At 58.1% G+C, this 25,411-nt stretch carries 20 protein-coding genes; 10 read left to right on the top strand and 10 right to left on the bottom strand.

Going from position 1 to position 25,411, the window contains the following annotated elements; all coding sequences use genetic code 11:
* Positions 1-6: 6 nt before the first annotated feature.
* Positions 7-486: a class I SAM-dependent methyltransferase gene (locus tag ACZ5FP_RS23690; protein ID WP_464664511.1), complete on the bottom strand. Its 480-nt coding sequence runs from the start codon at positions 484-486 to the stop codon at positions 7-9.
* Positions 487-809: 323 nt separating this feature from the next.
* Between ACZ5FP_RS23690 and ACZ5FP_RS23685 the strand changes: the two genes are divergently transcribed.
* The gene (locus ACZ5FP_RS23685) at positions 810-1,328 is read left to right on the top strand and encodes a sigma-70 family RNA polymerase sigma factor (RefSeq protein ID WP_463013204.1); all 519 of its coding nucleotides are present in this window, start codon (positions 810-812) and stop codon (positions 1,326-1,328) included.
* Here ACZ5FP_RS23685 and fhuB read toward each other — a convergent pair.
* The 7 genes from fhuB to ACZ5FP_RS23650 all read right to left on the bottom strand — a co-directional run bounded on the left by fhuB (position 1,315) and on the right by ACZ5FP_RS23650 (position 10,881).
* Entirely contained in the window at positions 1,315-3,312 is a 1,998-nt protein-coding gene (fhuB, locus tag ACZ5FP_RS23680) for a Fe(3+)-hydroxamate ABC transporter permease FhuB (RefSeq protein ID WP_464664510.1), read from the bottom strand. The two genes, ACZ5FP_RS23685 and fhuB, sit on opposite strands and share 14 nt — an antisense overlap.
* Entirely contained in the window at positions 3,313-4,185 is an 873-nt protein-coding gene (locus tag ACZ5FP_RS23675) for an ABC transporter substrate-binding protein (RefSeq protein WP_464664509.1), read from the bottom strand. It abuts the gene before it with no gap.
* 14 nt (positions 4,186-4,199) lie between these two features.
* The gene (locus ACZ5FP_RS23670) at positions 4,200-4,979 is read right to left on the bottom strand and encodes an ATP-binding cassette domain-containing protein (RefSeq protein WP_464664508.1); all 780 of its coding nucleotides are present in this window, start codon (positions 4,977-4,979) and stop codon (positions 4,200-4,202) included.
* 13 nt (positions 4,980-4,992) lie between these two features.
* Positions 4,993-7,155 carry a TonB-dependent siderophore receptor gene (locus tag ACZ5FP_RS23665; protein ID WP_464664507.1) on the bottom strand — a complete coding sequence of 721 codons (2,163 nt, stop codon included), beginning with the start codon at positions 7,153-7,155 and terminating at the stop codon, positions 4,993-4,995.
* A gap of 185 nt (positions 7,156-7,340) precedes the next feature.
* Positions 7,341-8,528 carry a PLP-dependent transferase gene (locus ACZ5FP_RS23660; RefSeq protein ID WP_464664506.1) on the bottom strand — a complete coding sequence of 396 codons (1,188 nt, stop codon included), beginning with the start codon at positions 8,526-8,528 and terminating at the stop codon, positions 7,341-7,343.
* Positions 8,525-9,919, bottom strand: a complete 1,395-nt coding sequence (locus tag ACZ5FP_RS23655) for an MATE family efflux transporter (RefSeq protein ID WP_464664505.1) — start codon at positions 9,917-9,919, stop codon at positions 8,525-8,527. The genes ACZ5FP_RS23660 and ACZ5FP_RS23655 overlap by 4 nt, the downstream gene beginning before the upstream one ends.
* Before the next feature lie 20 nt (positions 9,920-9,939).
* Positions 9,940-10,881: a GNAT family N-acetyltransferase gene (locus tag ACZ5FP_RS23650; RefSeq protein WP_464664854.1), complete on the bottom strand. Its 942-nt coding sequence runs from the start codon at positions 10,879-10,881 to the stop codon at positions 9,940-9,942.
* A 260-nt stretch (positions 10,882-11,141) separates the two neighbouring features.
* Here ACZ5FP_RS23650 and ACZ5FP_RS23645 point away from each other — a divergent pair, with 260 nt between their 5' ends.
* The 3 genes from ACZ5FP_RS23645 to ACZ5FP_RS23635 are packed head-to-tail and all read left to right on the top strand — an operon-like array spanning position 11,142 to position 16,754.
* Complete coding sequence (locus ACZ5FP_RS23645; protein WP_464664504.1) at positions 11,142-11,348, top strand: MbtH family NRPS accessory protein; 207 nt, start codon at positions 11,142-11,144, stop codon at positions 11,346-11,348.
* Between the two features lie 39 nt (positions 11,349-11,387).
* Complete coding sequence (locus tag ACZ5FP_RS23640) at positions 11,388-15,371, top strand: amino acid adenylation domain-containing protein (protein ID WP_464664503.1); 3,984 nt, start codon at positions 11,388-11,390, stop codon at positions 15,369-15,371.
* A gap of 36 nt (positions 15,372-15,407) precedes the next feature.
* Positions 15,408-16,754, top strand: coding sequence for a lysine N(6)-hydroxylase/L-ornithine N(5)-oxygenase family protein (locus tag ACZ5FP_RS23635; RefSeq protein WP_464664502.1), 1,347 nt, complete (start codon positions 15,408-15,410; stop codon positions 16,752-16,754).
* Here the strand turns inward: ACZ5FP_RS23635 and ACZ5FP_RS23630 are convergent.
* A complete protein-coding gene (locus ACZ5FP_RS23630; RefSeq protein WP_464664501.1) occupies positions 16,751-17,518 on the bottom strand; it encodes a 4'-phosphopantetheinyl transferase family protein in 768 nt (255 codons plus the stop codon). The two genes, ACZ5FP_RS23635 and ACZ5FP_RS23630, sit on opposite strands and share 4 nt — an antisense overlap.
* A 27-nt stretch (positions 17,519-17,545) precedes the next feature.
* Entirely contained in the window at positions 17,546-18,445 is a 900-nt protein-coding gene (locus ACZ5FP_RS23625) for an alpha/beta hydrolase (protein ID WP_464664500.1), read from the bottom strand.
* 390 nt (positions 18,446-18,835) lie between these two features.
* On the opposite strand from ACZ5FP_RS23625, the gene ACZ5FP_RS23620 reads away from it, so the two are divergent.
* From ACZ5FP_RS23620 to ACZ5FP_RS23595, 6 genes are all read left to right on the top strand, one after another.
* The gene (locus ACZ5FP_RS23620) at positions 18,836-19,108 is read left to right on the top strand and encodes a hypothetical protein (protein WP_464664499.1); all 273 of its coding nucleotides are present in this window, start codon (positions 18,836-18,838) and stop codon (positions 19,106-19,108) included.
* A gap of 505 nt (positions 19,109-19,613) precedes the next feature.
* Positions 19,614-20,591, top strand: coding sequence for a helix-turn-helix transcriptional regulator (locus ACZ5FP_RS23615; RefSeq protein WP_464664498.1), 978 nt, complete (start codon positions 19,614-19,616; stop codon positions 20,589-20,591).
* 114 nt (positions 20,592-20,705) lie between these two features.
* The gene (locus ACZ5FP_RS23610) at positions 20,706-21,857 is read left to right on the top strand and encodes a polysaccharide biosynthesis/export family protein (RefSeq protein WP_464664497.1); all 1,152 of its coding nucleotides are present in this window, start codon (positions 20,706-20,708) and stop codon (positions 21,855-21,857) included.
* Positions 21,858-21,963: 106 nt separating this feature from the next.
* Complete coding sequence (locus ACZ5FP_RS23605) at positions 21,964-22,827, top strand: FkbM family methyltransferase (protein ID WP_464664496.1); 864 nt, start codon at positions 21,964-21,966, stop codon at positions 22,825-22,827.
* A 48-nt stretch (positions 22,828-22,875) separates the two neighbouring features.
* Positions 22,876-24,204, top strand: coding sequence for a glycosyltransferase family 4 protein (locus ACZ5FP_RS23600; protein WP_464664495.1), 1,329 nt, complete (start codon positions 22,876-22,878; stop codon positions 24,202-24,204).
* 23 nt (positions 24,205-24,227) lie between these two features.
* Positions 24,228-25,382, top strand: a complete 1,155-nt coding sequence (locus ACZ5FP_RS23595; protein ID WP_464664494.1) for a hypothetical protein — start codon at positions 24,228-24,230, stop codon at positions 25,380-25,382.
* Positions 25,383-25,411 lie beyond the last annotated feature (29 nt).

Here is a 25,411-nt window from a genome sequence, read left to right as displayed (position 1 = left end):
CGCGGATCAGCGGCGGCGATAAAGGAAGTAACGTCCCGGCTTGACGCTGGCAGGCAAGGGAAGCAGTTCAAGCGCGGGATGATCCAGCGCCAGGCCACTGGCGACGATACCGTGACGGGCCAGTAGTCCAGCGGCCAGCTGCGGCAGCCATGTCTGAGTAATGGCATCCTGCTCCGGATAGCCCGTGCCGATGTCCGCATGCACCAGTGCCGCGTCGATGCCGAGAAAGCTTTGCGCGGTTTCCCTGATTTCCCCGATAATCATGTTTTCCGGATCGGGCGTGGAAGCCTTGTAGGCATGGGATGCCCGATCAAACGCAATGATCCGCCGATCCGGAAACCGCTCGCGCAAATGATCGTAGGTGCGGCCATTGCCGAGACCCAGCTCCAGCACCGGCCCCGGCAATTCCCTGACCGTGTCGCTGATATGGTTGAGAACATCGCGCTGGGCCGTCACGCGGCGGATGAAGCTGTCAAGACGGCTCATGATGATCGGGTATCCACTGTCAATTCACTACAGGCTTGGCTTAGCAGGCCGCCGCAGCCGGGTCGACCGCGCCAGGCGACATATCCGGTAGATTCTTTTTGATCGCTTCGGGCGGAACCACCCTCGAATCCCCCGCTTGCCGCCGCCTCGAAGGCGCCTCCACAAATCGCATTTTCTTTAACTTGACTCTTTTTCTCAAGTTCTTGTATAGCTGCACTCGCGATAGTTGCAAAGCTGGATATTTCAAAATTTGAAATATTTCTGGCCGTATCTCATGTTGCCATGAGCGGCAATACAATCCTATGCAAAAAAGAATAAAGATCATGCCAAAAGAAAAGAGTCTTCATGATGAAAATGTTCTTATTGATGCACTGGTTAAATATAAAAATAAACTGATATCTATTGCCGAAAGTGTATTGCACTCCCATGCACAAGCGGAAGATATATTTCATGACGCCATCGTCAAAGCTTGCACCATGCAGACAAATTGCATTCATTGTCCGGTCGGATATGCCTGCCGCATGGTCTATAATCTTGCGCTCGATGAGGCGCGGAAGCGGCAATACGAGAAGAAGAATCTCATGCCGATGGACGGCGTGGATTCCGTGCCGGCGCCGTGCGTCAACGCGCTTGATTGCATCGTGATGACAGAGGCGCTCAACCGGGTCATGGCCTCATTGAACGATCTGCCCAAGCGCACCCACGACGCGTTCATCCGCCACCGCATCGAAGGTGTTCCGCAGAAGGACATTGCGGAAGAACTGGGCGTCTCGCGCACCCTGGTGAACTTCATGATCAAGGATGCCCACCGCTACTGCGAGCAATCACTCAAAGTCGCTTAGCCGCCTTGCGCGGGCGCAGGAGCAGCAGCGCAAACACCGGACCGCCCAGAAGCGTCGCGATCAATCCCGTCGGCAATTGCCACGGGAAATACGCCGTGCGGCCGATGAAATCCGCGACCGCCATCAACAACGCGCCAAACAGAGCCGTACCGAGAAGATGCGGAAATCCGCGTGTCAGTCCGATGCGCTGGGCAAGGTGCGACGCCATCAGACCGACAAAGCTTAACGGCCCGACGACGAGCGTCGCGACAGCCGTCAACAGGGCGGCAAAACCGAGGATAAGGATGCGGAATGTCCTGACATTGACGCCATGGGAATGGGCGGACATTTCGCCCAGCGCAAAATGCTGCAAGGGCCGCAGGAAGACCGGCACCACCGCCATTGCCGCTACAGCGCAGGCCAGCGAGATGACCGCCGCGGGGCCGGTGACACTGTAGGTCGATCCCGTCATCCAGCTGATCAGCGACATGGCGCGCGGATCGCCCGATGCCAGGATGACTGAAATTAGCGCCGTCAGGAACGCACTCAGCGAGACGCCGATAATGAGGAACTGGTTGCCCGACTGCGCTTTGCGCCAGCTCATGGCAAACAGCGCCACAAGCACGGCGGATGCGCCGAGAAAACCGCCCAGCAACCTGCTGATATAATCGGGTTGCGCCACGACAAACAGGACGCACAGCAGCCCAAAGGCCGTACCCGCGCTGACGCCGAGCACCTCGGGGCTGGCAATGGAATTGCCGGTCAGCCGTTGCAGCAGGCTGCCGGCAAGCGCCAGCATTGTTCCGGCAGACAGCGCCGCAATCAGCCGGGGCAGCCGCCACGGCAGCAGGGAGTCCAATGTGGCGCCGGTATGAATGGCCCAGGCCGTGTCGATGCCGCGGCCGACAAAGATGGCGGCAATGCAGGCAAGCAGCAGCAGACCGGCAAGAGCGGTCAGGATCAGCGCCGGATGCCGGCTCCTGCGCACCGGCGATGCGGCAGCTGTCGGCTGCCCCGCGGCCTTGCGGCGCAACATGACGATCAGCAATGCCGGCACCCCGATCAACGCCGTCACGGCGCCGGTCGGCAGCAGGATGCCGGTCATGGCCGCCTGCATCTGCAGCAGCTGGTCGATCAGGACAAGCAGTCCCGCACCGACAAGGGGCGCGACGATCAGCCGGTCCTTGATGCGCCGCGCGCCGATCGCTCTGGCAATGGCCGGCGAGGCGAGGCCGAGGAAGCCGATGATGCCGACCACGCTCACGGTGAATGTCGTCAATGCGACGGCAACGATGAGCGTGAGGGCACGCGTGGTTTGAAGCTTCATGCCGAGCCCCTGCGCCGCGTCGCCAAGGGTCAGCACATTCAGTTGCCGGGCGAGAAGAAACGCCAGAAACGTGAAGCAAGCGATTTTTGGCAGGAGTGCGCTCACATCGCGCCAGTCGTTCTGATTGAGCGAACCGCCGCCCCAGACGAACAGGCCGGCGAGATAATGATTGTTCATCAGCACCAGAATGGTCGTGATTGCGGTGCAGTAAAGCCCCATGACGAGACCCGCCAGGATGACGGTGACAGGCTGGAACTGGAAACGCCACGCCACAGCGAAGACGACGGCCATGGCCGCGAACCCGCCAATGGCCGTGGTGAGGTCCCGGCTCCAGCCAAGCAAGGCCGGAAACCACAGGATCGCCACGCCAAGCGCCAGTTGCGCCCCGGCCTCGATACCCAGCGTCGAGGGCGATGCCAGCGGATTGCGCAGCACATGCTGGAAAAGCGTGCCGGACAGCCCGAGGGCAAAGCCGCAGATGACGGACATGGCCAGACGCGGCAGCAGGCTGTAGTGCAGGAGAACCGCCTCACCGTCGCTTGCCAGCGGAGGCAGGAAAACGGCATCAAGACCGAGCTTGCCGATCGTCGGCCACAGATTGAAAGCAGCAACGCCGAGCGCAACCAGCCACAGGGCACCTGTCCAGATCAGACGTTGAGATGACGACGTACGCAACATCTAGACTTTTACCTCCGCCAGAAGACGGGCGAAGCGGGAGACCGACGGCAAGGCGCCGAACATCAGCACACTGGCCATGCGCTCGGCATGGCCCCTTTGAACAAAGGGCATGGCCTGCCATAGAGGACTTCCCGCCAAGCCGGCCAGAACATCCGGCGGAACCGGATCCATGTAGAAAATGCGGCTGTCGCCAATGGCAATGAGATCGGCAAGCCCGGCATCGCTGAAACCCCATTCATTGGTTCGCCTCGTCCAGGCATTTTGCAGGTCGAGCCGGTCGAGAACGTCCTGAAAGATACCGCCAGGGCCATAAACCCGAATGTTGCGGGCGTCCAAAAACGTCATGATGGCCAGTTTCTGCTCGGCGAGACGCCGGGTTGCCGCCTTTGCCGCCAGCAGGTCCCGCTCGGTGCGGTCAATCAGGGCCTGCGCTTCCTGCGGCTGCCCGATAATCTGCCCAAGCTCCAGCGTTGCAGCAACGATGTGCGGATATGGCGAAGATCCGAGTGCATGGATGGGAAAGGATTTAACCGGCGCGATTGTCTCGAGCTGCGGCCTGATCCATTCGAGATAGGGTGTCGAAATGATCAGATCGGGCTGCAGCAGCTGCAGCATTTCCATATTGATCTCATAGTTCGAACCGACATTGGCAATGCCCGGCGGCAGGGGCGGCTCCATGACCCAGTCGTACCAGCCCTGTGTGTCGATCAGGCCAACGGGCGGCGTGCCGAATTCGATCAGCGTCTGCGCCAAACCGTAGTCCAGCGAAATGATGCGCGGCGTCGCAGCCCTGGCAGCACGCGCGAGCAGCGGCGATGCGAACAGAAGGCCTGAGCCGAACAGAAAATCGCGGCGGCGCAGCGCGGCCATCATCAGAATCCCGATCCTTAGAGAACGTAGCTTATGGGCGACTGTGTTTCCGGATGGCGGAAAATACCCATGCGGACCCCGTAAATGGCGTTGAGCTTGTCGGCCGTGATCAGCGCATCGGTCTCGTCATGGGCCACAAGCCTGCCGCCCGACAGGGCGATCAGCCGGTCGCAGAAGCGCGCGGCCATGTTGATATCGTGCAGGACAATCAGGACCGAGCGATCATGCTCATGCGCCAGCATGCGTATGAGGCTCATCACTTCGATCTGGTGGTTGATATCGAGCGCCGAGATCGGCTCATCCAGCAGAAGACATTCCGTATCCTGCGCAATGAGCATGGCGAGAAAGGCGCGTTGCCGTTCGCCGCCGGACAGCGTGTCCACGATACGGTCGGCAAACGGTGTCAGTCCCGTCAACTCCAGGGCTTCGGACACTTTGGTGCGGTCGGTGAGCGAGAAGCGGCCAAGCGCCCCGTGCCAGGGATAACGGCCGAGCGAAACCACTTCCCTGACCGTCATGCCATCGGTGTCCGGCGTCTGCTGCGGCAGATAGGCAACCTTCTTGGCATAGTCCTTGGGGCGGAACGAGGCGAGCGGCTGGCCGTGATAGTCAGCCTGCCCCCGCGTCGGCGCCTGGAACCGGGCCAGGATTTTCAGCAGCGTCGACTTGCCTGAACCGTTGTGGCCCAGAATGCCGACCACTTCCCCTTTCGGAACGTCCAGTGTCAGCGGATGAAGCAGCGTTCTTCCGTCGATATCGAAACTGACACCACTGAGGGAAAAGGACGTTCCGTTCATTTGATATTTGACCTTAGAATTTGACCGACAAGGTACCCTTGATTGTCCGGCCTTCGCCGTAGATACACATCGGTGCATTGTCATAGTCGGTAGAGCAGGTGGAATAGTAGCCCTTGTCAAAGAGATTGCTGACCTTGAGCGCGCCCTTCCATCCATTCTTCTCATAACTGACGGCCGCATCGACCAGCGTATAGTCAGGAACGTTCACCTGCTTGCCACTGGCACCGCTGCCAACGGAACTGCCGACATAGCGGATACCGGAGCCGATGTTCAGCCCCTGAAGCAGGCCGGAGTCAAAGGTGTACTTGGCCCAGAGCGAGGCCTGGTTCTTGGGCACCATCGGCGTGCGGTTGCCGACTTCGGGCAGAGAACTGGCCGTGATTTCAGCGTCGAGGTAGGTGTAGCTGCCTGTCAGGCTGACATTGTGGAAGAGGTCAACGGTGGATTCGAACTCAAAGCCACGATGGCGCACTTCTTCGATCTGGCGATATGCACCGTCGCTGACAAAGGCCAGCACATTGGTTTTCGTGATGTCGAACAAGGCAGCGGTGAAATGCGCCGGCATGAAATCGGGATCATACTTGACGCCGACCTCGTATTGCCGCGCCTTTGACGGCGCATAAGGGGAACCGGTCAGGGCATCCTGGCCGATATTGGTCACGAACGACGTGGAGTAGCTCGCATAGGGTGTGATGCCATTGTCGAAGAGATAGCCGAGGCCGACGTTGCCGGTGAAGGCATTGTCCGATGTATCCGTTCTCGTATTGCTCAGGCGGTCATCCGTCTTTTCCTCGAACCAGGACTGGCGCCCGCCGAGATTGAGCAGCCAGCGATCGTTGATCTTGGTCTGTGTCTGCGCATAGATGCCAACCTGGTCGGTCGTGGTCTTCCGGTCGACAATCGTTCCCGGCATCGGCACATCGATGCCATAGACCGGGTTCTCGAAATTGAGACCGGGTCCGGGTGCATATCCGTTGTGGCCATCAACCGTGTAACGGCTGTAGTCGACGCCCATCAACAGCGTGTTCTTGATATGATCGGACTGGTAGTCGTACTGCGCACTGTTGTCGACGCTGAAGATGGTCGCCGTTTCATCGACCGTGAAGGCGGCTCTGCCCAGGGTCTGCTCATCCAGCATCTGGGTGTAATAGAGGTGCCGGTAATCCGTGTCCTGCGACGTGTAGCGAAGGTTCTGGCGAACCGTCCACGCATCGTTGAAACGATGCTCGAAGGAATAGCCGATCGAGCCATGATTGGCGTTGAAGCGGTCAAAATCCGGATCCGACGTTGTGAAGCTGCGCGAGAACTTCGGCAGATTGGGATGAAGCGGGCTCGCAACAGGCAGGAACGTATTGGGCGGAAGCTTATCCCACTGATAGTTGGCAAAGACCGTCAGAGAGGTATCGGCGCTGGGCGACCAGGTGATCGCCGGTGCGATGAACACACGGTTGTTCTTGGAAAAATCAATCGCCTCATGTCCCTCGCGGAACAGACCCGTCAGGCGGTAGGTCCACACGCCTTCCTTGTCCAGCGGACCGCCGGCATCGAGACCGACTTCATAGGTGTTGTGCGAGCCGTAGCCGGCATAGGCACTGTACAGCGGGTCCTTGGTTGGCCGCTTGGTTGTCAGGTTCACCAGACCATCGGCACCGTTCTGACCATAGAGTACCGAGGCCGCCCCCTTGATGATCTCAATACGCTCAAGTCCGTAGGGCTCGGCCTTGAAGCCGGAGAAATCAATCGTCCGCTGCGGCAGCCCGTCGCGAGACACCGCATAAGGGCCGACGTCGAAACCACGGATCATGAATTGATTATAGCGCTCGTCAACACCCCAGGGCGAGCTGGTCACCCCCGCCGTATAGGCCAGCGCATCCTCGATTCGCTGCGACGGACGGTCATCCAGCTGCTCGCGCGTGATAATGGAAACAGAACGCGGAACTTCGCGCAGCGGCGTGCTCGTCTTTGTTCCTGTCAAGGTGCTGTTGGCGAGATAACCATTGCCGGGGCCGGTGGCATCGTCGCCGCTGTTGATGACAATCGGATTGAGCTCGATGGTCGGCGCCTGCTGCGCATAGGCGAGATTGGCAGTCATGAGCGTTGCCAGCGATGTGGTCATCAGCAGACGTTTGTGCGAACGCTGCTTGCGCCCGGCTGAATTGACCCCGTTCCAAATCATCGTCCTGCAACCCCGCATGACCAAACCCCCGTTAAAACCCTGAGACTATTCGATATTTAATATGAGTATTATTCTCATATTCAAAACATGACTACATTTGTCATGTTGTCAGAGTCAAGGCGCGTTCGACGAAATGTCCGTCTTTTTCACCCGCCTTGACCAACTTTGTTTTGCCTGTGTCCTGCCTACAACCTGGCGGCGTGGAGGGCCTGCTGGATGTCGTTCCAGATGACCTCGGGCTCCTCCAGACCGACAGCGAAACGGATGGTCTGCGGATTGACGCCAAAGCGTACGAAGGAGGTCATCCGGTCAGGAATCTGCAAGGCGGCTTTGGCAGGAACCACCAGCGTTTCCGGTCCGCCCCAGCTGACGCCAAGGCGGATATGGCGCAAGGCGTTGACAAAGCGCGCAACATCGATGTCCGGGTTCAGATCGAAGGCAAAGAGGCCGGAAAAGCCCGTCAGCGTCTTCTTGCCCGGATGATCCGAAAAAGCGGGATGGCGGACAAGCGCGATATCGTTGTGCTGCTGCAGGTGCTTGGCGAGGACGAGCCCGTTGTGCATGTGTTCCTTGAGCCGCACTTTCAGCGTACGCATGCCGCGCAGCAGCAGCCACGCTTCGAACGGCGAGAGTTTTGCGCCGATATAGGGATAGGTCGAGCTGTTGATCTTGGCGATCAGGTCACGCGGCCCGACGACAACGCCCGCGACCGTATCGCTGTGGCCGCCGAGATATTTCGAAGCGGCGTGGATGACGATGTCGACGCCGTGATGGATCGGCTTCTGGAAGAGAGGCGTCGCCCAGGAATTGTCGATGACAGTCGTCACGCCATATTCCTTGGCCATGGACGTCAGGGCTTCGATGTCCTGCAGTTCGAAAACCATCGATGTCGGATTTTCCAGATAGAGCAGCTTCGCACCGGGCAACGCCGCGCGCACCTCGTCGTGGTTGGACGGATCGACGAAATCCACCGTGACGCCAAACCGGGCAAGCAGCTTCACGAACAGCCGGTAGATGTCGTTGTAAAGATGCTGGACGGCAACCACGCGGTCACCGGACTCGACGAGGCTGAGAATGGTCGCGGTGATTGCGGCCGTACCGCTGGAGAAGCCGCGTCCGTCTTCCGCACCTTCCAGGCGGGCGGTCAGCAGTTCGAATTCGCGCACCGTCGGGTTGTCGCCGCGCGAATAGATGTAATTGCGCGCACGCCCGGCAAACACATCTTCCATGGCTTCATAAGTGTCGTAGGTGAAGAGCGACGTCTGGAAAATCGGCGGCGACACCGCATTGAAGGCGGCCGCATCGACCGGCGAAAACAGGTCGTCCGGCATTTCCATTGGATCGAATTCATGGGGTGGCATGGATTTGTTCATGATGCCCTCTCAGACACGGTGTTGTTGAAGGTTGCGACGGGAAGATCGGTATCGGCGCGCAGCGTGGTGAAAAGAATGACGGCGGACAGAAGTGCGGTCAGCGTTGGAGCCAGGAACAGGCTGGCAAGAAGGCCGTCAAAGCCGAGGAAATGCGGCAGGACAAACAGCAGTGGCAGGAGGAAATAGCCGTTCTGCGCGATGCTGATCGTGGCGGCGAGCCGCGCCCTGCCCTGTGCCTGCAGGAGCACGACAAGGATTTGCCGCATGCCGAAAAAGATGAAGGGAACATGGGTGACGATGATGGTCAGCGTGGCGATCCGGGCGATCTCCGGATCATCGGTGAAAATGGCTGCAATGGGATAGCGCAGAAGAACGGCGCCAAGCCCGTAGGCCACGGAAAAAGCCGAGGTCAGCATCAGGAGCAGGTTCGATGCCGCCAGCAATCGCGGCGTCTTCCCCGCGCCCCAGGCGAAGCTCAGGACCGCCTGGCCGCCCAGCGACAGACCGACGATGGGAAGCATGCCCAGAGTGAGAACCCGCAGCGCGATACCGACACCGGCGATGCCGCTGTCGCCGCGATAGAACCCGGCATAGGTAAACAGCACGGCGAAACTGATGCTGCTCAGCATGCTGGTCAGCGTCGTCGGCAGGCCGATGGAGAATACCGGTTTCAATATATCCGCCCGGAACGCGGCAAAGCGCGCCGACAGGTGCAGTGTGCCCATGCGCTTGCGGAAATACAGCGCGTATGCCGCAATCGCCGCGATCTGGGACAGGATGGTTGCCATGGCGGCGCCCGCAAGCCCGAAGCCAAACCCGAAGATCATGATCGGATCGAGAATGATATTCAGGGCAAAACACCCGAGCAGCGTCCACATACTGAAACGCGTATTGCCTTCCGAGATGGCGATGAAATCCGACACTATCTGGAGCATCGTCAACGTCACCGAAAAGGCGACGATGATCAGATAGTGTTCGGCAAGCGGCATGATCGCTTCGCTGGCACCGAACAGGCCGAGCAGTTCACGCCGGAAGACAAGGATGCCTGTGGTGAGCACGATACCGAGCGGCACGGTCAGAACCATGAGTGTCGATGCCGTCACATTGGCGCGCTGCGGGTTGGCGCTGCCCAGGGCACGCCCGACGGCGGTCGCCACACCGACGCCGAGCCCCTCGCCGATGGCGCCGATCATCATCAGGATCGGCAGGACAACCGTGATGGCGGCAATTTCATGGGCGCCGATCATGCCGACAAACACCATGTTGATCGTGTGATGCACCGCATTGATCGACAGGCCCGCCACGGCCGGCAGGCCGAGCCGGAAGATCAGGCGCGTCAGCGCCGGATCGTTGAGATCGTCGGGCGCAAAATAGGCGCGCCTTGGCTTCACTTGCCCGATTTCCTCGGGATTCATGGTGCCGGCACCCAAAGCCTGTCGTCGAAAAAGCGTTCGCGCAGCAGCATGACCAGCATGGCCCTTTTATGCGGGAAATCGAAGTGCTTCACCTTGGAAAAGCCCGAGCGGTCGAGATTGCGGATCTGCTGCTCATGGCTGGCGCGCGGCTCGCCGACAATGCGCTGGGTGCGCGGATCATCGAGAAACATGAAATGCATCAGCGACGGCAGCCACGCCGTGATCCACTGCTTGCCGCGATAGGCCGGCTCGCCGATGGCCACATGCCAGCCACGGTCGTAATCCTGCGCGTCGTAATAGGGTCCAAGCCGGTTTTCCCTAGCCCAATAGACCTCGAAATAGCCGAACGGCACGCCGTTGAAACAGCCGATCAGCGCCAGGACATGCGGATCATGCAGCCGCTCCTCGAGAATGGCCGCGTGCTTCTCCCTGTCGCCACCGTCTTCCCAGATCACATTGACCTGCTCGTCATTCATCCAGCGATGGAAATGCCCAAGATCCGTTTGCGGATCCGCAGCCCGGAACGAAAGCACCTGATCGAGCCAGGGAATGTAGCGTTCGTAGACAACGCCGACCGGCTTGCGCGGGCGTTTGGGATGATACTGGCCATTGGTCATGACGTGCACCTGCGGGTGCGGCCAGGCGGGATTGGCAATCCATGGCATCGACCATTGCCAGAATTCCCTGGTATCGACGGTCAACGAATTGCCGCTGTGCGTCCCCAGCGGAAAATCCGATGGCTGCACATTGTCGACTTCAACCAGACTGATATTGCGCGACTGCGCCGACAGAAATTCGATGGCCGAAGCCAGAACCGAAACGGTTTCGTCGGCATTCAAATCCGGCAACCGAACGCGGACACTTCCAGCCCTTGGCTCGACATCTGCGAGATAGCGTCCGGCCACGGTCGAAATCAGCATCTGACCCGGCGTTTTCATTTCGGCGGATTTCAGGAAGCACGACAGACCTGAAGCTGGAAGCGGCGAAACATTGGCTTCTTGGGAGATATTGGAAACAAGGGTCATGGTGCGCTCCGCAGCTTGCTCGCTGGCAAGTTTTGACAAGATGGTTGCTACAGAGACGGTCGGCACACCGCTCGATTTAGCCAAAACTTTGAAAAATTTTTCTCCCGTTCCGCTTAAATCGGGCGCGGGTTCATCCGTCTCTTGGTCATGTCTTTATTCTGCAAGGAGCCCGCATGATGTCGAATGCCGAGACGTCGCCTGAGACCTGGAGCATCGTTCGCGATCAGGAACACCGCTATTCCGTCTGGTCCAATGACAAGGCTCTGCCCGTCGGCTGGAGCAAGGAAAGCTTCAGCGGCACCCGCGAGGAATGCCTGGTTGAAATCAAGAAAATCTGGGTTGATCCGCGGCCGCTTGCCCTACGGCAGGCCGTGGCGTGATTGCCGGCTATCCCTTTCAGACAACAGATCGGTGACACCATGAACAAACTCTTCGCTCAACCCGAACCCAATGAACCGGTTGCCGTGGACGGCATCGCCAGCGGTGCGGCCGAAAGCTTTCCGCTGACGCTGGCGCAAAAGCGCATCTGGTCGCTCGAGCAGATCGGCAACGCAACGGTTTTTCCCTTCCAGGTGCTTTCCCTGCATTGGGAGAAGGGCATTACACTTGATCAGGTGCAGGGCGCCCTCGACCGGCTGGCGCAGCGGCACAGCGCCTTGCGCACGCGCTTTCGCCGCTTTGCCGGCGGCCGTATTGAGCAGTTTTCCGTTCCGGGCGACGTTCCCTCCAATGAGATTGTTGGTAGTGACAGCAATCCTCTGAGCGCGACAGAAGCCGAAACGGAAAAGGCGGGCTTCGTTGCCCGCCCCTTCGATCTCCTGAACGGTGTTTCCGCCCGCTATCAATTGATTGCCGGAAATAACGGCCAACTGATCTCGACAATCGTGCTGCACCCCATCGTCTGCGATGAGGCAGCGCTTGCCATTCTGCGCAGCGATCTCATCGCGCTCGCCGAGGGCAGGGAATTGCCCGTGCTTCCCGGCGACAGCCTGCAGCGCGGCATGCGCGAAGAAGAAGCGCTGGAAACGCCGCAATTTGCGGCAGCCCTTGCCCATTGGCGCGATCTGATTGGCGAGGAGTACAATGCGACAACCCTGCCCACACGCTTCAATGCTGCCGGATATGCCGGTGCTGCGCGCAAGCGCGTGCCATTCACACTCGATGCGAAGCTTTGGACCGGCATCCAGTCCTATGCAACGCTGAAAGGGTTGAAGATTGAAGAGCTGCTTGCCGCCGCCTTTGCTGTTCTCCTGGCCCGCTACAGCGGCACCTATTCGCTGCAGTACGGAACTCTGCTTGGATCCACGAGCCAGGAGAGCATAGCGCGCAGCGAGCAAATCCTGCCGCTGAAGCTTGAACTGACGTCGCGCACGGCCTTCCTGGATGTTTGCAAAGCGCTTGCATCGGCGGTAGCCACAGGAACGGAATATCTCGTTCCGTTCGAGCGTCTCGTGCAGGAAATCCAGACGCATGAGGAACGGGAACAGGACGCGATCGTCAAATCCCTGTTCGAATTCCGTCAGCCGCCCCGGCATTCCACATTGGCGCAAGACCATGTGCCGGCCGTCGCGCCGCGCTCGGATGCGGAACTGGCACTGGTGCTGACCCCGAAGGCGGACGGCGCGCTCGCCGGCCTGTTCGACTATGCGGAAGACATCTATGAGCCGGCACTGATCGAGCGCGCCGCCATTCATTTCCAGCGCGTTCTCTCCCAGGCCATTGCCGGGGAACAGGTCCGCATCAAGGATATCGACCTCATCGCCGAGGATGAACTCGATGTTCTCTCGGCTCCCTATGAGGATGACACTATCAACGACGACCGGGCGGTGCATGAACATATCGCCGCCCATGCCCAGCGCACGCCTGACAAGACCGCCATCATCTTTGCTGACGAAGTCTGGAGCCACGCCAAGCTTGACCGCAGCGCCAACCGGCTGGCGCACCGGCTGATCAAGCTCGGCATCGGTGCCGACATCAGTGTGGCGATTGCCGTCAAGCGTTCTCCCGAAGCCATCGTCGGCATTCTCGCCACGCTCAAGGCGGGCGGCGCCTATATCCCCGTCGAGCCGGATCATCCCACCAGCCGCAACCACCACATTCTGCGCGATGGCGGCGTGAAGGTCATCCTCACCCACAGCTGGCTGCTTGACCGCATTCCGGAGGGTCTTGATGCGGTCATCCTCGAACTCGACAAACTCGACCTGTCGGAGGAGCCGGACAGCGTCCCCGACGTCAAGGTCCACAAGGACCAGCTCGCCTACATCATGTACACATCCGGTTCGACCGGCCTGCCAAAAGGCGTTGCCGTCGAACATGGCCCCTTGACCCATCACATGCAGAACACCTCGCGCGTCTACGGCATGAGCGCTGAATCGCGCGAACTGCCGTTCCTGCCTTTCAGCTCCGATGGCGGACACGAACGCTGGATGAACCCGCTGATGGAAGGCGGCAGCATCATTCTGCCGGACCAGCCCCTGTGGACCCCGGAGGAAACACTGACCGCCATGCGCAAGCACGGCGCCAACAATGCCAGTATTCCCACCACCTATCTGCAGCAGTTGGCGGAATGGGCCGATCTCACCGACAGCGCGCCGCCGATGCGGCTCTATTCCTTCGGCGGCGAAGGACTTGCCCAGCAGACCTTCGATCTCCTGTCCACGGCTTTGAAGTCCGAATGGCTGATCAACGGGTACGGCCCGACCGAGACCATCATGACCCCGATGGTCTGGAAAGTACGTGCCGGGCAGAAATTCGAAGGCACCTATGCACCGATCGGCCGTGCTGTCGGCAATCGCCGCGTCTATGTCCTCGATCCCGACCTCAACCCCTGCCCCATCGGCGTGACGGGCGAGCTTTACATTGCCGGTGAAGGCATGGCCCGCGGCTATATCGGCAAAGCCGATACGACAGCCGACCGTTTCATTCCCGACCCGTTTTCCAAGGAGGGCGGCCGCCTCTATCGCTCCGGCGACCTGACCCGCTGGCGCGAAGACGGCACGGTCGAGTTTGTCGGCCGCGTTGACCATCAGGTCAAGCTGCGCGGCTACCGCATCGAGCTCGGCGAGATCGAAGCGGCGCTGCTCCAGCTCGACGGTGTCGGCGAGGCGCTCGTGGTCCTGCGGGACGACGAAGCCACCAGGCAGAAGATGCTGGTGGCCTATGTCGTACCGAAACAGGGTTTCGAGCTCGATGTGACGCAGATGCACGCGGCGCTGGAACGCATGCTTCCCGCCTACATGGTGCCTTCGGCCATTGTTCCGCTGAAAGCTATGCCGATCAATCCCAACAGCAAGCTCGACCGGTTCGCCCTGCCCGCGCCAACACCCATGAAGCGCAACATTGTCGAACCGGAAAACGCCGTCGAGGCAGAAATCCGCGATATCTGGCAGGACATCCTGAAAACCAGCCCGATCAGCGTTGAGGACAATTTCTTCGCCATCGGCGGCAATTCCCTTGGCGCCATTCGCATCCTCACCGCCCTGCGGCAGCGCAAACCGCAGAACCGCACGACGATTGCCGATCTCTTCAACAATCCGACGATCCGCTCGTTCGCGCAGGTCGTCGAAAACGGCAACAGCGAGGCGGGCAGCGAAGTGATTGTGCTGCGCGCATCGGGAACCAAGCCCGTGCTCTATTGCTTCCCCGGCCTTCTCGTCAGCACGCGCGAATATGTCAAGCTGGTCGACTATCTCGGCGCCGATCAGCCCGCTACCGGCTTCATCTGCTATTCACTCTCCGAACAGAAGGAAATCGGCTCATCCGTCGACGATATCATCCAAGGCTATGTGGATTACATCCGCCGCGAGAGCAAAGGCCAGCCCTGCTATTTCCTCGGCTGGTCGTGGGGTGGACTGCTCGCCTATGAAACCGCGCGCAAGCTCGGCGACGAGATCGATCTGCGGCTGATCACCATGGTCGACGTCTGCGATCTCGGCACTGAGTTCGCCATTGGTGCCAAGCCGCGCTTCAAGCCGGGCGAACGCGACCAGTTGCACGCGACCGTGCAGGAGTGGTTGTCGCGCACCGCCATGCGCGCCGAATGGGACCGCCTGCTCAACGTCATGGACGAGGATACCTATGAGCAGTTCCTGCGCTTTGTCGGCGATGAGAAAGACGAGCTGCCGACGGATGGTCCGGACATCAGCAGCCGCGAACACACGTTCTGGATCCTCATCGACAACGCCCTGATTTTCAGGCGTCACGAACTGAAGCCGCATGACGTGCCGATCCATTCCTGGGCGGCCGACGACAGCCTGAATCGGGGTCTCAACCTGATCGACTGGCGGCGCTACTCTCCCCGGGCCAATCCGGCGGAAATCATCTCTGGCACCAACCATCTGCACGTAATCGGATCACAGGCATTCCACAGCCGCCTCTCCCACCGGCTGGACGAGGCCCGATAGGGCCCTTTGGAATCAAGATCACGGAAAGGAATTCTGATGACTGCCATGTTTGTGAACAATGATCATACGCGCCAGCCGAACGAGACCCTCGATCTGGCGGGTATCGGTGTCGGACCTTCCAACCTGAGCCTTGCGGCACTGCTCGACAGCGTCGGCGGCCTCAAGGCGCATTTCTACGAACGCCGGACAAATTTCGACTGGCATCCCGGCATGATGCTGCCCGATGTCGAATTGCAATCGTCCTATCTGAAGGACCTGGTCACACCCGTCATGCCGACCAATCCATGGTCGTTCGTGTCCTATCTCGTGGCCCATAAGCGCCTCTATGCGTTCCTCAACGCCCATTACGATGCCGTGCCGCGCCGGGAGTTTGCGCAATATCTCGCCTGGGTCGCCGGACAGCTCGACAATGTCTCGTTTGACGCTGCCGTGCGCGAGGTCAAACACGACAAGGACAGGTTCGTGGTGCAGCTCGACAACGGCAGTGTGGCGGCAAAGAACATCGTGCTGGGAACAGGAACCACGCCCTTTGTCCCTTCATGGGCGACACCGTTCCTCGGCGAACGCTGCTTCCACAATTCCGAAGCAAAATTCCGGCTGCCGGACCTCAATGCAGCCCGCATCGCGGTGATCGGCGGCGGCCAGAGCGGCGGCGAAGTGGTTGAATCCCTGCTCAACTCCAAAGCCAATCTGAAAGAGCTCAACTGGTTCAGCCGCCGGCACAATTTCGAACCGATCAACGACACCGCTTTTTCCAATCAGGTGTTCTCGCCGGAATATGTCTATGCCTACCTCAACCTCAACAATGACCAGAAGCTCGAAGCATTGAAAGCTTCGATCCTGACCAGCGACGGCCTTTCCCTGTCGACGATCAATGCGATCTACCGCCGGCTTTACAGTCTGCGCTATCTGGAAGGCCGCAGCATCGAGGCAAAGCTTTCGCCCAATCGCGATGTGATTCAGGTGGAAGCGGACAAGGACGGCTATCGGCTGATCGTGCGCAACCGCTTTGACGGCGGTGTCGAGGTTGCCCATGCCGATGCCATCATTCTTGCCACAGGTTACCAGTTCAAACTGCCCGAGGCCCTCTCCGGGTTGCAGGACCGTATCCAGTTCGACCGTCACAGCCGCCCCGCCCTCAATGACGAATACTGTCTCAACTGGAGCGGTCCGAAGCAGAACCGCATCTTTGCCCAGAACGCCGGGCGCTACAGCCATGGCATCGCCGATTCACAACTGAGCCTGATGGCATGGCGCAGCGCCCACATCATCAACACGCTTACAGGTCACGAGCACTTCGATCTGGAGCCGCATGACTCGCAGGTCAACTGGCTGTCGAGCGGGCACGAGACCGTCGGCCAGTCCATCGCCGTAGATTATTAGAACCGGAAAATCGGATCGGGCAGGCTCTGCTGGCGGAATTCCAGTTCTGTCCGATCCGATTGCGCGCAAACCGCAATCATGTGCCCGCTTGGGGACAGAAGCAGCCGGTGGCACCAGTAGCCCCGATCTCCAGGCAGATCATGGTCCACGCGGATTGCCCGGCTTACCGGATCAACCCGCACAGTCAGCCGATGCGGCTCGACAGCCAGCCCGTGGCCTGTCGCCTTCAAAAAGCTCTCCTTGAGTGTCCAGAAAGCGAGCAGCAGCGCCTGACGTTCGGCGCCTTGAAGCATGGATAACATCGCAGACTCAGCGGCGGAGCAGATGAGTTGCGCCGCCCCGGCCTCAAGTGTCGCCGAGCGCATCTCGGCATCCACGCCAACAGCCGTACATGCGCGGCTGACTGCAAGCACCGCCAGACCATTGGTATTGCTGAGATTGAATGCCAGCGCCGTTTCGCCGGCAAGATACGGTTTGCCGTGTTCGCCGGCAGCGATGTTCAAGTCCTCCGCCGCGGCTCCGGTGTAGAGCGACAGGACGCTGCGCTGGAGGTAACGCCCTGCCATGAACCCGATGGCATCCCGGTCGAACCTGAACGCAGCCGCCCGCTCCTGTTCGGGCAGCGTGAGTGCCGACCTGACCTTTGCCCAATCCGTTTGGGCTTCAGTAAAGGCCCACCACCAGATATCAATCGCAGCAGGATGCCCAAGGGTCCGGGCCGGGCTGGCCTCCGGCAAATCCGTGAGACGATCGTATGGCAGCATCGGGCCTCTCCCTTCCCCCGGCTGTGTTCAACCGTCCTGGCGCGGCTTTACAACGGCGAAGGCAGCCTGAATGGCACGATTGACCGCCACCGGCAGCAGAGACATGTGGTTTTCACCGGCGTGAATCTCGAACTGCGTCCGGACCGGCCGGTCAGGCAGGGCGTTCAACCGGCGCATGAGTTCGACGGAATGAACATCATTCAATGTGATTTTCTTCTGTGCCAGCCGGTCAGCCTCGTCGGCCGCACCGCGCTGGAATGGTGCCAGCTTGTCCGTCTCGTACTCGCCGCAGGAGAGATAAAGCGCCGCCCCCGGCCGTGTCGCATGCGCTGCTTCGAAGTGGGGAAGAAAGGCATTGATCGCACAATTTTCCCAATAAATCGACGCACTCGCCGCAATCCATGTTGTGAAGGCCGATGGGCGGGTGAAGAGACTGTAGAGTACGAAGAGGCCGCCGAAGGAATGACCGAAGATCGCCTGGCGATTGCGATCAATGGGAATGTCCGCTTCGATCATCGGCTTGACCTGATCTTCGATGAACGTCAGGAACTCCCCGGCCCCGCCGGTCCTGACTTCAGGGCTGTTTTCATAGAAGGGCGGATAGACCTGTCCGGGGGGTGGCCCGAGATCCCAGGAGCGTCGCAAGGGATCATAGGCGCCGTCCACGGGATAGCCGATGGTGACAATCACGCCATAAGCCACATTGGTGCCGCTGGGATAACTCGCCTGCGCCCGCATCGCGTCGACGGCGGTACCGATCACCACATTGCCATCGGTCATGTAAAGCACCGGCCATCCATCGCTTGGCGGCTCCCCGCCGGGGCGGTAGACGAAAACGCGGTACACCAGGCCATTCTGGTTCGAGACCACGTCATGAAAGGTGGTGTTGCCAATCATGGCCGGTGATGAATTGGAGAATGCTGTCATTGGTCCGTATCTTGTGAAGGGAAGGAGAACCCTTCCGCCATCGGAGCAGCTTGCATAGCGCAAATCCGGCTACCCTGTTATTAAACATGACTATAATGGTCAATATTTATTATCCGCTGGCGCTGGAAGGACCGTTGCGACGCAGCGCCAAGCGCTGGAATTCATCATCGCCAAACGGGTGCGGGACCATAGGCTCTCGGCCTGCAGGAAAGCTGCGCTAACCATATATTCCATTTCCCCTGGAACAATTATGGAAAGCCCCTTGCAGCAACGCAGTTAATTTCCGATGTTTACTCAGATACCGGAATTCTCTCTCTTCATATGTATAAGTAAATTACATATTGATCGTTCTTTTTGCCTTGGAGTTATCAAAGAAGTGAGAAGAAATATATGAATGCACACGAAAAGCTAATCGAATCCATGGCAAAGGCTATCCACGCCCAGAAATATACTGGAAACCAGAGCTGGGACAGCATTCCGGATTTTGTCCGTCAGACATACCGGGAATATGCCAAGGCGGCCATTCCGATCGTGTATAATGTCTTGCGTGATCCAACCAACGAAATGATCGATGCCGCCAACCGAGCGCGCCCATCCGTCACGTCAAGAACGATTCAGGCGGCTGTCGATGCATCGCCCCTCAATCCGAACGGTAAAATATAGCGTATTTTCCGCTGGAATCGGTACCGTGGGGGGCCGCTGCCCCGTCAAGGACACCCATAATTTTGTCGTGAAGTGCCTTCGGGTGATCGCAGTGCGATCCCCCGGGTTGGTTCGCCGCGGCGTTTCATCCATACAAGGTGCCCTCCGCCCCCGGGCGTGCGTGATTTGGCATCACGCGTGTAAATTATACACATCACGACAAACATATATAATAAACGTCAATTTATTCTCGCTTACGTCAATATATATATTGAAAAAAGTGTTCAAAAATCTCACGACTTGAACAATTGTTTTGTATTGTACGGGGTACGTAAACTTGTATTTAAATTTTGAATTAATCAGAATAAGTGAAAAACTTGTTATGACAATTTCTTTAGTTGCTATTTCTGTAAAACTTCTCGTAGTCTGAACTTCCTTGAACGTCTAAAGTTGATCTTGAACTTCCGTTGTAGAAGTTGCTTGAGGTATTTGGGTTTTTTGGGGGGAGTGAATGTATAAGAATCCGATGGAACGTTCTGAATACAGATCTCTTCCGAGCTCAAGCGGCGACATATCCGGCAATGTTGAAAAGATGGACGGGAATTGGCGCTGGTCGGGCTTCCCCGATGAACAGGGACGTTATGGCTTCAAACGCCAGGTGTGTCCATTACATCAGACATCCATCGTTTATGGTGAAACAAGCGGCCGATTGGAAGTTGCGTCCAATGGTATTGGTGCAACGTTAAGCTTTGTATTCGTGCTCAAGGGCGCGGTTGATCTCATCGATACCAAGAACCGCAAGATACAGAATATTCCGGCGGGAACCGCCACCGGCGTGTTCGACCGCCCGGGGGTCAAGGCGAAACTTTATCCGGCCAGCTCCTGGGTGAGTTATCTTGTGCCCGTACCCACATTGCGTGAACACTTCGAACGCCTGATGCGGCGCCCGTACTTTCAGGAGCTCGCATTTTCGCCCCTGCATGATTTCCGCACCGGCAGCGCTTCCGCGCTGTACCAGACGCTTTGCTACGTGAGCGAGGATATAGCGGCGGCAGCGGGTTCAGGCCGTGATGTCCTGGCGGGCGTGTATGAACGATTGCTGCTCGCCAAGCTGTTCATGACCAGGCCTGACAACGTCAGCGCCCTGAGCAACCAGTCCTCCCGGAGAATTTCACCGCGCTATCTGCAGAACGCCGAAGCATTCATGCGTGAGAACATTCACAATTCGATCACGCTCGATGAAATTGCGGCGGCGGCAGGCTGCAGTTCCCGCGCCCTGCAGCGTATGTTCAAGGAATATCGCGATACCAGCCCCATGCACATTCTGTGCGCGTACCGATTGTCGGCGGCGCATGATGCAATCGTCAGCGGCAGTGCGCGCAATGTCACCGACCTGGCCATGCATCTGCAGTTTTCAAATCCGGGACGTTTCTCGTCGCTGTATCGGAATGCCTATGGAATGAGCCCGTCGGCAATGATGCGATTTCACGAAAAGAGCACGTAAGACATGCTGAAGAGGCAAGCTGGACCTTCACTGCCAAGCATCGTGATGCCGCTCTATCCCTTTCATCGGTATTTGGAGCCGAGACGATCCGCATCGGCGGGGCTGGTTCTCACCATGATGTCTGCAATTGCCCTTTCCGGCTGCGCACTTCCCGGTTCGGGTCCTTCAACCGCGCAGATCGTCGAGCAGCGGAAAACGGAAACGCGCACCAACTACGCCATGGTCGACGTGAACGACGCCGTGCTTTCCTATGCGGCGACGCGGCCGCGCGAAAGCCTCGTCAATCGCTTTGGCGCCGGGCCGCGCACAAGCGACCTGCGCATTGCAGTCGGCGATGTGGTTGGCGTCAACCTGTGGGAAGCGCCGCCCGGCAGCCTGTTCGGCAGCAACATCACCGCAGCAGGCTTTCAACAATCCTCCGGCGGATCGACAGTCATTCCGCCGCAAACCGTTTCGGGCGATCGCACGATCGCCGTGCCCTATGCCGGACGCATTGCCGTTGCCGGGCGGACTCCCTCCGAAGTGGAGCGCCAGATCGCTGCGGCCCTTGACGGCAAGGCCGTCCAGCCCCAGGCGCTTGTCACCATTCAGCGCAGCACGGCCAATTCCGTCACCGTTACCGGTGAAGTTGCCTCCGGCGCGCGGATTTCCCTTTCGGGTGCTGGCGAACGCATACTGGATGCCATCGCTTCGGCGGGCGGTATCCGGGCAGCAGCCAGCGAGAGCATCATCCGGTTGACGCGCAATGGCGTGACTGCCCGTATTCCGTTCGACGTGCTTATCGAAAATCCGGCGGAAAACATACGCCTGAAATCCGGGGATCTCATCACCGTCGTGCGCGAACCGCGCACCATTCTTGTGTTGGGTGCGGCTGGACGCAATGCCGAAATTCCGTTTGAAGCATCCCGGATTTCCATGGCCGACGCGCTGGCCAAGGCGGCCGGCCTGAACGACAACCGCGCTGATGCCAATGGCGTCTTCGTCCTGCGCTACGAACTCGCCTCCGTTGCCAGACGCTTTCTTCCCGCCGGCAACCCGCTTCTCAACTCCGGCGAATATATCCCCGTGGTGTACCGCTTCAACATGAAGAACACGAGCACGATGCTGGCAATGCAACGATTCGAAATGCAGCCGCGCGACGTCATTTACATTGCCAATGCATCAGGGGCCGAATGGCAGAAGGTCATGGCAATCTTTCAGGGTGTCGCATCCCCTGCTCTGTCCGCCACCTCGATCGGCATAAGCGCGGCTGCGGCAACGAAATGAAACTGGCAAGAAAGTAACGTCTGATCCGCCGAAATGCGGAGACTTGAACAACGAGACCATTACCGCCCTATGCTTCCCTTGGGAGCAGCTGCCGTGAGAGTAAACAATGCCATCCCAATCGTTGCTTCACCTCCATGAGATTGCAAGCTTCAAGCGCCCGGATCTGGAGTTGGCCGTTCAAAACCTCGCACGCAGCGCCTATCTCGGCGACTACACAGCGGTTGCGCGCATTCTGGGCCGCTACAAATTCTATATCGACACCCGGGATCGCGGTTTTGGATCACACCTTCTCCTGGACGGGTACTGGGAAATCTGGCTGACCCAGTTTTGTGCCCGGAACGTACGCGCCGGCATGGTCGCCGTCGATGTGGGGGCAAATTTCGGTTACTATTCGGTCCTGCTGGCGGAGCTTGTCGGTGCGTCGGGGCAGTTGCTTGCGATCGAACCCAACCCCCATGCCATGGATTTTCTCAGGCGCAGCATCGATCTCAACGGTTTTCTGCGTCGTACCCGCCTCGAACAAATCGCACTCAACGATACCAACGACAAGCTTGTCTCCCTCTACATCCCTCACAATGAGCCCAAAAACGCGGCAGTGGTGGAGCCCGGCTTCGTCGCGGATGCTGTCTCGGGATCTCTCGTCAATGTTCGCACGGCGACGCTCGATCAGCTGTGTCAGTCCTACGCGCGGGTGGACTTCATAAAAATCGATGCGGAAGGCGCGGAGGAACATATTTTTGATGCGATGCAAGAAACCATAAAACGCCATAAGCCCATGATTGTCATGGAGTTTAATGCGCTCCGGTATGCAAACAGCGTTGAATTCATTCGCCGGTTGACGGCGGTCTACGGCACGTTGCGGCACCTCGATTTCAAGGGGCAGACACATGTTGTGACCGCTGACGAACTGGCGAATGAAAATATCGGCGAAGATTGGCTTTTAGTCATTTCCGCCGGCGATCCATATTGAGAATCCAGTCGCAATCGAACCCGCTACGCTTCGAAAGAACACGTCCTCATGGTCAAGACAGTTTTCTACGACGGCCTGAATATCTCACTCAAAAAGGGCACAGGCATTGCAACATATGTGCGGGGTCTTATTCAGACAGCGCAAAACATAGGCCTTACAACAGGGGTCGTTCATTCGATCCAGGGCAATCTGCCCAAGGCCCCACTGCTGAGGGAAGTCGCACTGTTTGACGATAGCGCGGCATACACACTCAGCAAAATGGCCAATACGCGCAGGTGGATCCGCCGGCGCATTGCAGCACCATTTGGCGTGAAACCGGCACTGATTCCATTGACGGGAACGGTTATTGTAAAATCGCAACAATCCAATCTTGGTGGTGCTGATCTCCTTTATGCGAGCAATGATGTTTTCCAGCTGGCGCGCAAACACTTCAAACTATATGGCGACAGCCTGAAGTTAAATTTTGATCAGAAGCCCGATCTTTGGCATTGCACCTATCCCATGCCGATAAAGGTTCGCGGCGCGCTGAACATCTGCACAATACACGATCTTGTTCCACTGCGTTTGCCATACCTGACCGAAGACAATAAGCGGTATCATTACAACTTGCTGCGGCATATCGCGAAATCGGCCGACCATATCGTTACTGTGTCCGAGCAATCACGCAGGGATATCATCAGCATTCTCGATATCGAGGAAGACCGGGTTACGAATACCTATCAATCCGTCCATATACCGCTTAGCGTTCGCAGCAAATCGGACGACGTCGCCGCCGATGAAATCGCTGGAATTTTCAATCTTACCTGGAAAAAATACTTTTTGTTTTTTGGTGCGTTTGAACCGAAAAAGAACCTGTCCCGCCTCATCGAGGCTTATCTGTCCGCCAAACTTGACTTGCCCCTCATTATTGTTGGAGCGCCCGGCTGGCAAGGTGATCAAACGCAGCAACTGATCGATGACGAACGGTTCCGGTTTTACTCCAGAACTCAGGACAGGATCATACCGGGGCGCCAGATTCATCGTTTTGATTTCGTCTCCTATCCATTGCTCGTGAGCCTGATCCGCGGTGCGAGAGCGGTCCTGTTTCCATCGCTTTATGAAGGTTTTGGGCTGCCAATCCTGGAATCCATGCAACTCGGAACCCCAGTCCTTACGTCCACCGAAGGGTCGGTTCCGGAGGTGGCAGGGAATGCAGCCCTCATGGTGGATCCCTATGACACCGACGCGCTGCGTAAAAACATCAGGGCCCTTGCGTGTGATACCGACCTTTGCAATCATCTTTCCCTGGCTGGTCCAAAGCAGGCAGAACGCTTTTCTCCAGAGCGCTATCAACAAGCTGTTGGATCGCTTTACGATCGTCTCTTCAATGGCACATAGCCTATAGGGAGTGAACGAAATCGATGACGCTCTTGGTTGCGTTTGGAACACCGGGACATATGTCAACTTGGGGTATTACAGCGCTTCAGGCCATCGTGCGCGAGGCCTATCCAGATTACTGTTTCTTCCCCATTGAAACCCTGCCCGATCTAAAAAACGCCTGGAGCACTAGAACGAGTGACACCGTCATCGTGTTCGCACATCATCCCGATGCCGCTCTCTGTGACTTCTTTCTTCGATCCAAAACGCCTTGCATTGTCTTTAGCGAAGATGTGCTGGACTCCGTGTTTTATCTTGTTCAGCATTTGAGCCGACAGGACAGTGGAATTACCCAGGCTGTATCAGCAAGTATTGCTTGTCTTTCGCAAATGAAATCGCACCCATTGCTCGTTTCAATTGAACGTCAACGATTTGGCGCGACGCAAATTCATCTTGTTCTCGCTTACATCTGCCGAAAATTGGGAATATGCCTGACGACGACGGCGATGGCCCGGTGTTTGAAGCTGCTGGGAGCCGATGCCGGTGGGTTGATTACCCGCATCGATCAGATACCAACCCTTGAAGAATCTGCCGCGAAAATGAATCACTTCTATGCCGCTCCCGGCGTTGGCCGCGACGCCATCGCCGATGATCTGCGGGAAATAGCGCTCAAGGTTCTCGAGCCATTCAACGGCAAAATATTGAGGGATCGGGTGTCCTCGCTTGTCTGGCCACAGGAAAGCTTCCTGCTTGCCGACAAGGGAGGCGAGCCAGCGACAGGTGAAATCGACCTCGTGGGACAGGCCCGCTGCCTCGTCTATGGTCCCTACTTCCATCTTCCGGCCGGCGAGTGGAACGTCCGGTTTTTCCTGGATATTGATCAGAATATCTACGGACAGATTTTTACGATCGAAATCTACAGCGAGGACATACTGGGTAAAATCCGCGTTCGCCCGTCCGGAACAGGGTCGTTCGCAGCGGAAACGACCTTCCGGGTTGAACGGCCTAAAATACCGATTGAAATTCGCCTCTTTACAGAAACAGGCTCCATCGAGGGCTCAATCGCGCACTGGCACGTCGAATTAAGTCCGGTCCATAGCGAGATTGGCACTCCCGAAGATTACCAGTCCGGTTCGGATCCGCAGCCCGAACAGGATGCGGTCGCAATGAAACTGGAATCCGTTAACCATCAGGACTGAAGCGATATTTCCCATTGCAATACAAAACG

Source organism: Phyllobacterium sp. T2-21, from assembly GCF_055378485.1.
Note: the sequence above shows the minus strand (reverse complement) of the source record. Positions and strands in the feature narration are given on the sequence as shown.

What these genes read in the sequence shown, in the direction of transcription:
- ACZ5FP_RS23625 (WP_464664500.1), bottom strand. Translation starts at nt 18,445, where the DNA reads ATGACAGCATTCTCCAATTCATCACCGGCCATGATTGGCAACACCACC.
- fhuB (WP_464664510.1), bottom strand. Translation starts at nt 3,312, where the DNA reads ATGTTGCGTACGTCGTCATCTCAACGTCTGATCTGGACAGGTGCCCTG.
- ACZ5FP_RS23690 (WP_464664511.1), bottom strand. Translation starts at nt 486, where the DNA reads ATGAGCCGTCTTGACAGCTTCATCCGCCGCGTGACGGCCCAGCGCGAT.
- ACZ5FP_RS23665 (WP_464664507.1), bottom strand. Translation starts at nt 7,155, where the DNA reads ATGATTTGGAACGGGGTCAATTCAGCCGGGCGCAAGCAGCGTTCGCAC.
- ACZ5FP_RS23685 (WP_463013204.1), top strand. Translation starts at nt 810, where the DNA reads ATGCCAAAAGAAAAGAGTCTTCATGATGAAAATGTTCTTATTGATGCA.
- ACZ5FP_RS23645 (WP_464664504.1), top strand. Translation starts at nt 11,142, where the DNA reads ATGATGTCGAATGCCGAGACGTCGCCTGAGACCTGGAGCATCGTTCGC.
- ACZ5FP_RS23670 (WP_464664508.1), bottom strand. Translation starts at nt 4,979, where the DNA reads ATGAACGGAACGTCCTTTTCCCTCAGTGGTGTCAGTTTCGATATCGAC.
- ACZ5FP_RS23600 (WP_464664495.1), top strand. Translation starts at nt 22,876, where the DNA reads ATGGTCAAGACAGTTTTCTACGACGGCCTGAATATCTCACTCAAAAAG.
- ACZ5FP_RS23675 (WP_464664509.1), bottom strand. Translation starts at nt 4,185, where the DNA reads ATGATGGCCGCGCTGCGCCGCCGCGATTTTCTGTTCGGCTCAGGCCTT.
- ACZ5FP_RS23595 (WP_464664494.1), top strand. Translation starts at nt 24,228, where the DNA reads ATGACGCTCTTGGTTGCGTTTGGAACACCGGGACATATGTCAACTTGG.
- ACZ5FP_RS23610 (WP_464664497.1), top strand. Translation starts at nt 20,706, where the DNA reads ATGATGTCTGCAATTGCCCTTTCCGGCTGCGCACTTCCCGGTTCGGGT.
- ACZ5FP_RS23635 (WP_464664502.1), top strand. Translation starts at nt 15,408, where the DNA reads ATGACTGCCATGTTTGTGAACAATGATCATACGCGCCAGCCGAACGAG.
- ACZ5FP_RS23640 (WP_464664503.1), top strand. Translation starts at nt 11,388, where the DNA reads ATGAACAAACTCTTCGCTCAACCCGAACCCAATGAACCGGTTGCCGTG.
- ACZ5FP_RS23630 (WP_464664501.1), bottom strand. Translation starts at nt 17,518, where the DNA reads ATGCTGCCATACGATCGTCTCACGGATTTGCCGGAGGCCAGCCCGGCC.
- ACZ5FP_RS23660 (WP_464664506.1), bottom strand. Translation starts at nt 8,528, where the DNA reads ATGAACAAATCCATGCCACCCCATGAATTCGATCCAATGGAAATGCCG.
- ACZ5FP_RS23605 (WP_464664496.1), top strand. Translation starts at nt 21,964, where the DNA reads ATGCCATCCCAATCGTTGCTTCACCTCCATGAGATTGCAAGCTTCAAG.
- ACZ5FP_RS23615 (WP_464664498.1), top strand. Translation starts at nt 19,614, where the DNA reads ATGGAACGTTCTGAATACAGATCTCTTCCGAGCTCAAGCGGCGACATA.
- ACZ5FP_RS23650 (WP_464664854.1), bottom strand. Translation starts at nt 10,881, where the DNA reads ATGAAAACGCCGGGTCAGATGCTGATTTCGACCGTGGCCGGACGCTAT.
- ACZ5FP_RS23620 (WP_464664499.1), top strand. Translation starts at nt 18,836, where the DNA reads ATGAATGCACACGAAAAGCTAATCGAATCCATGGCAAAGGCTATCCAC.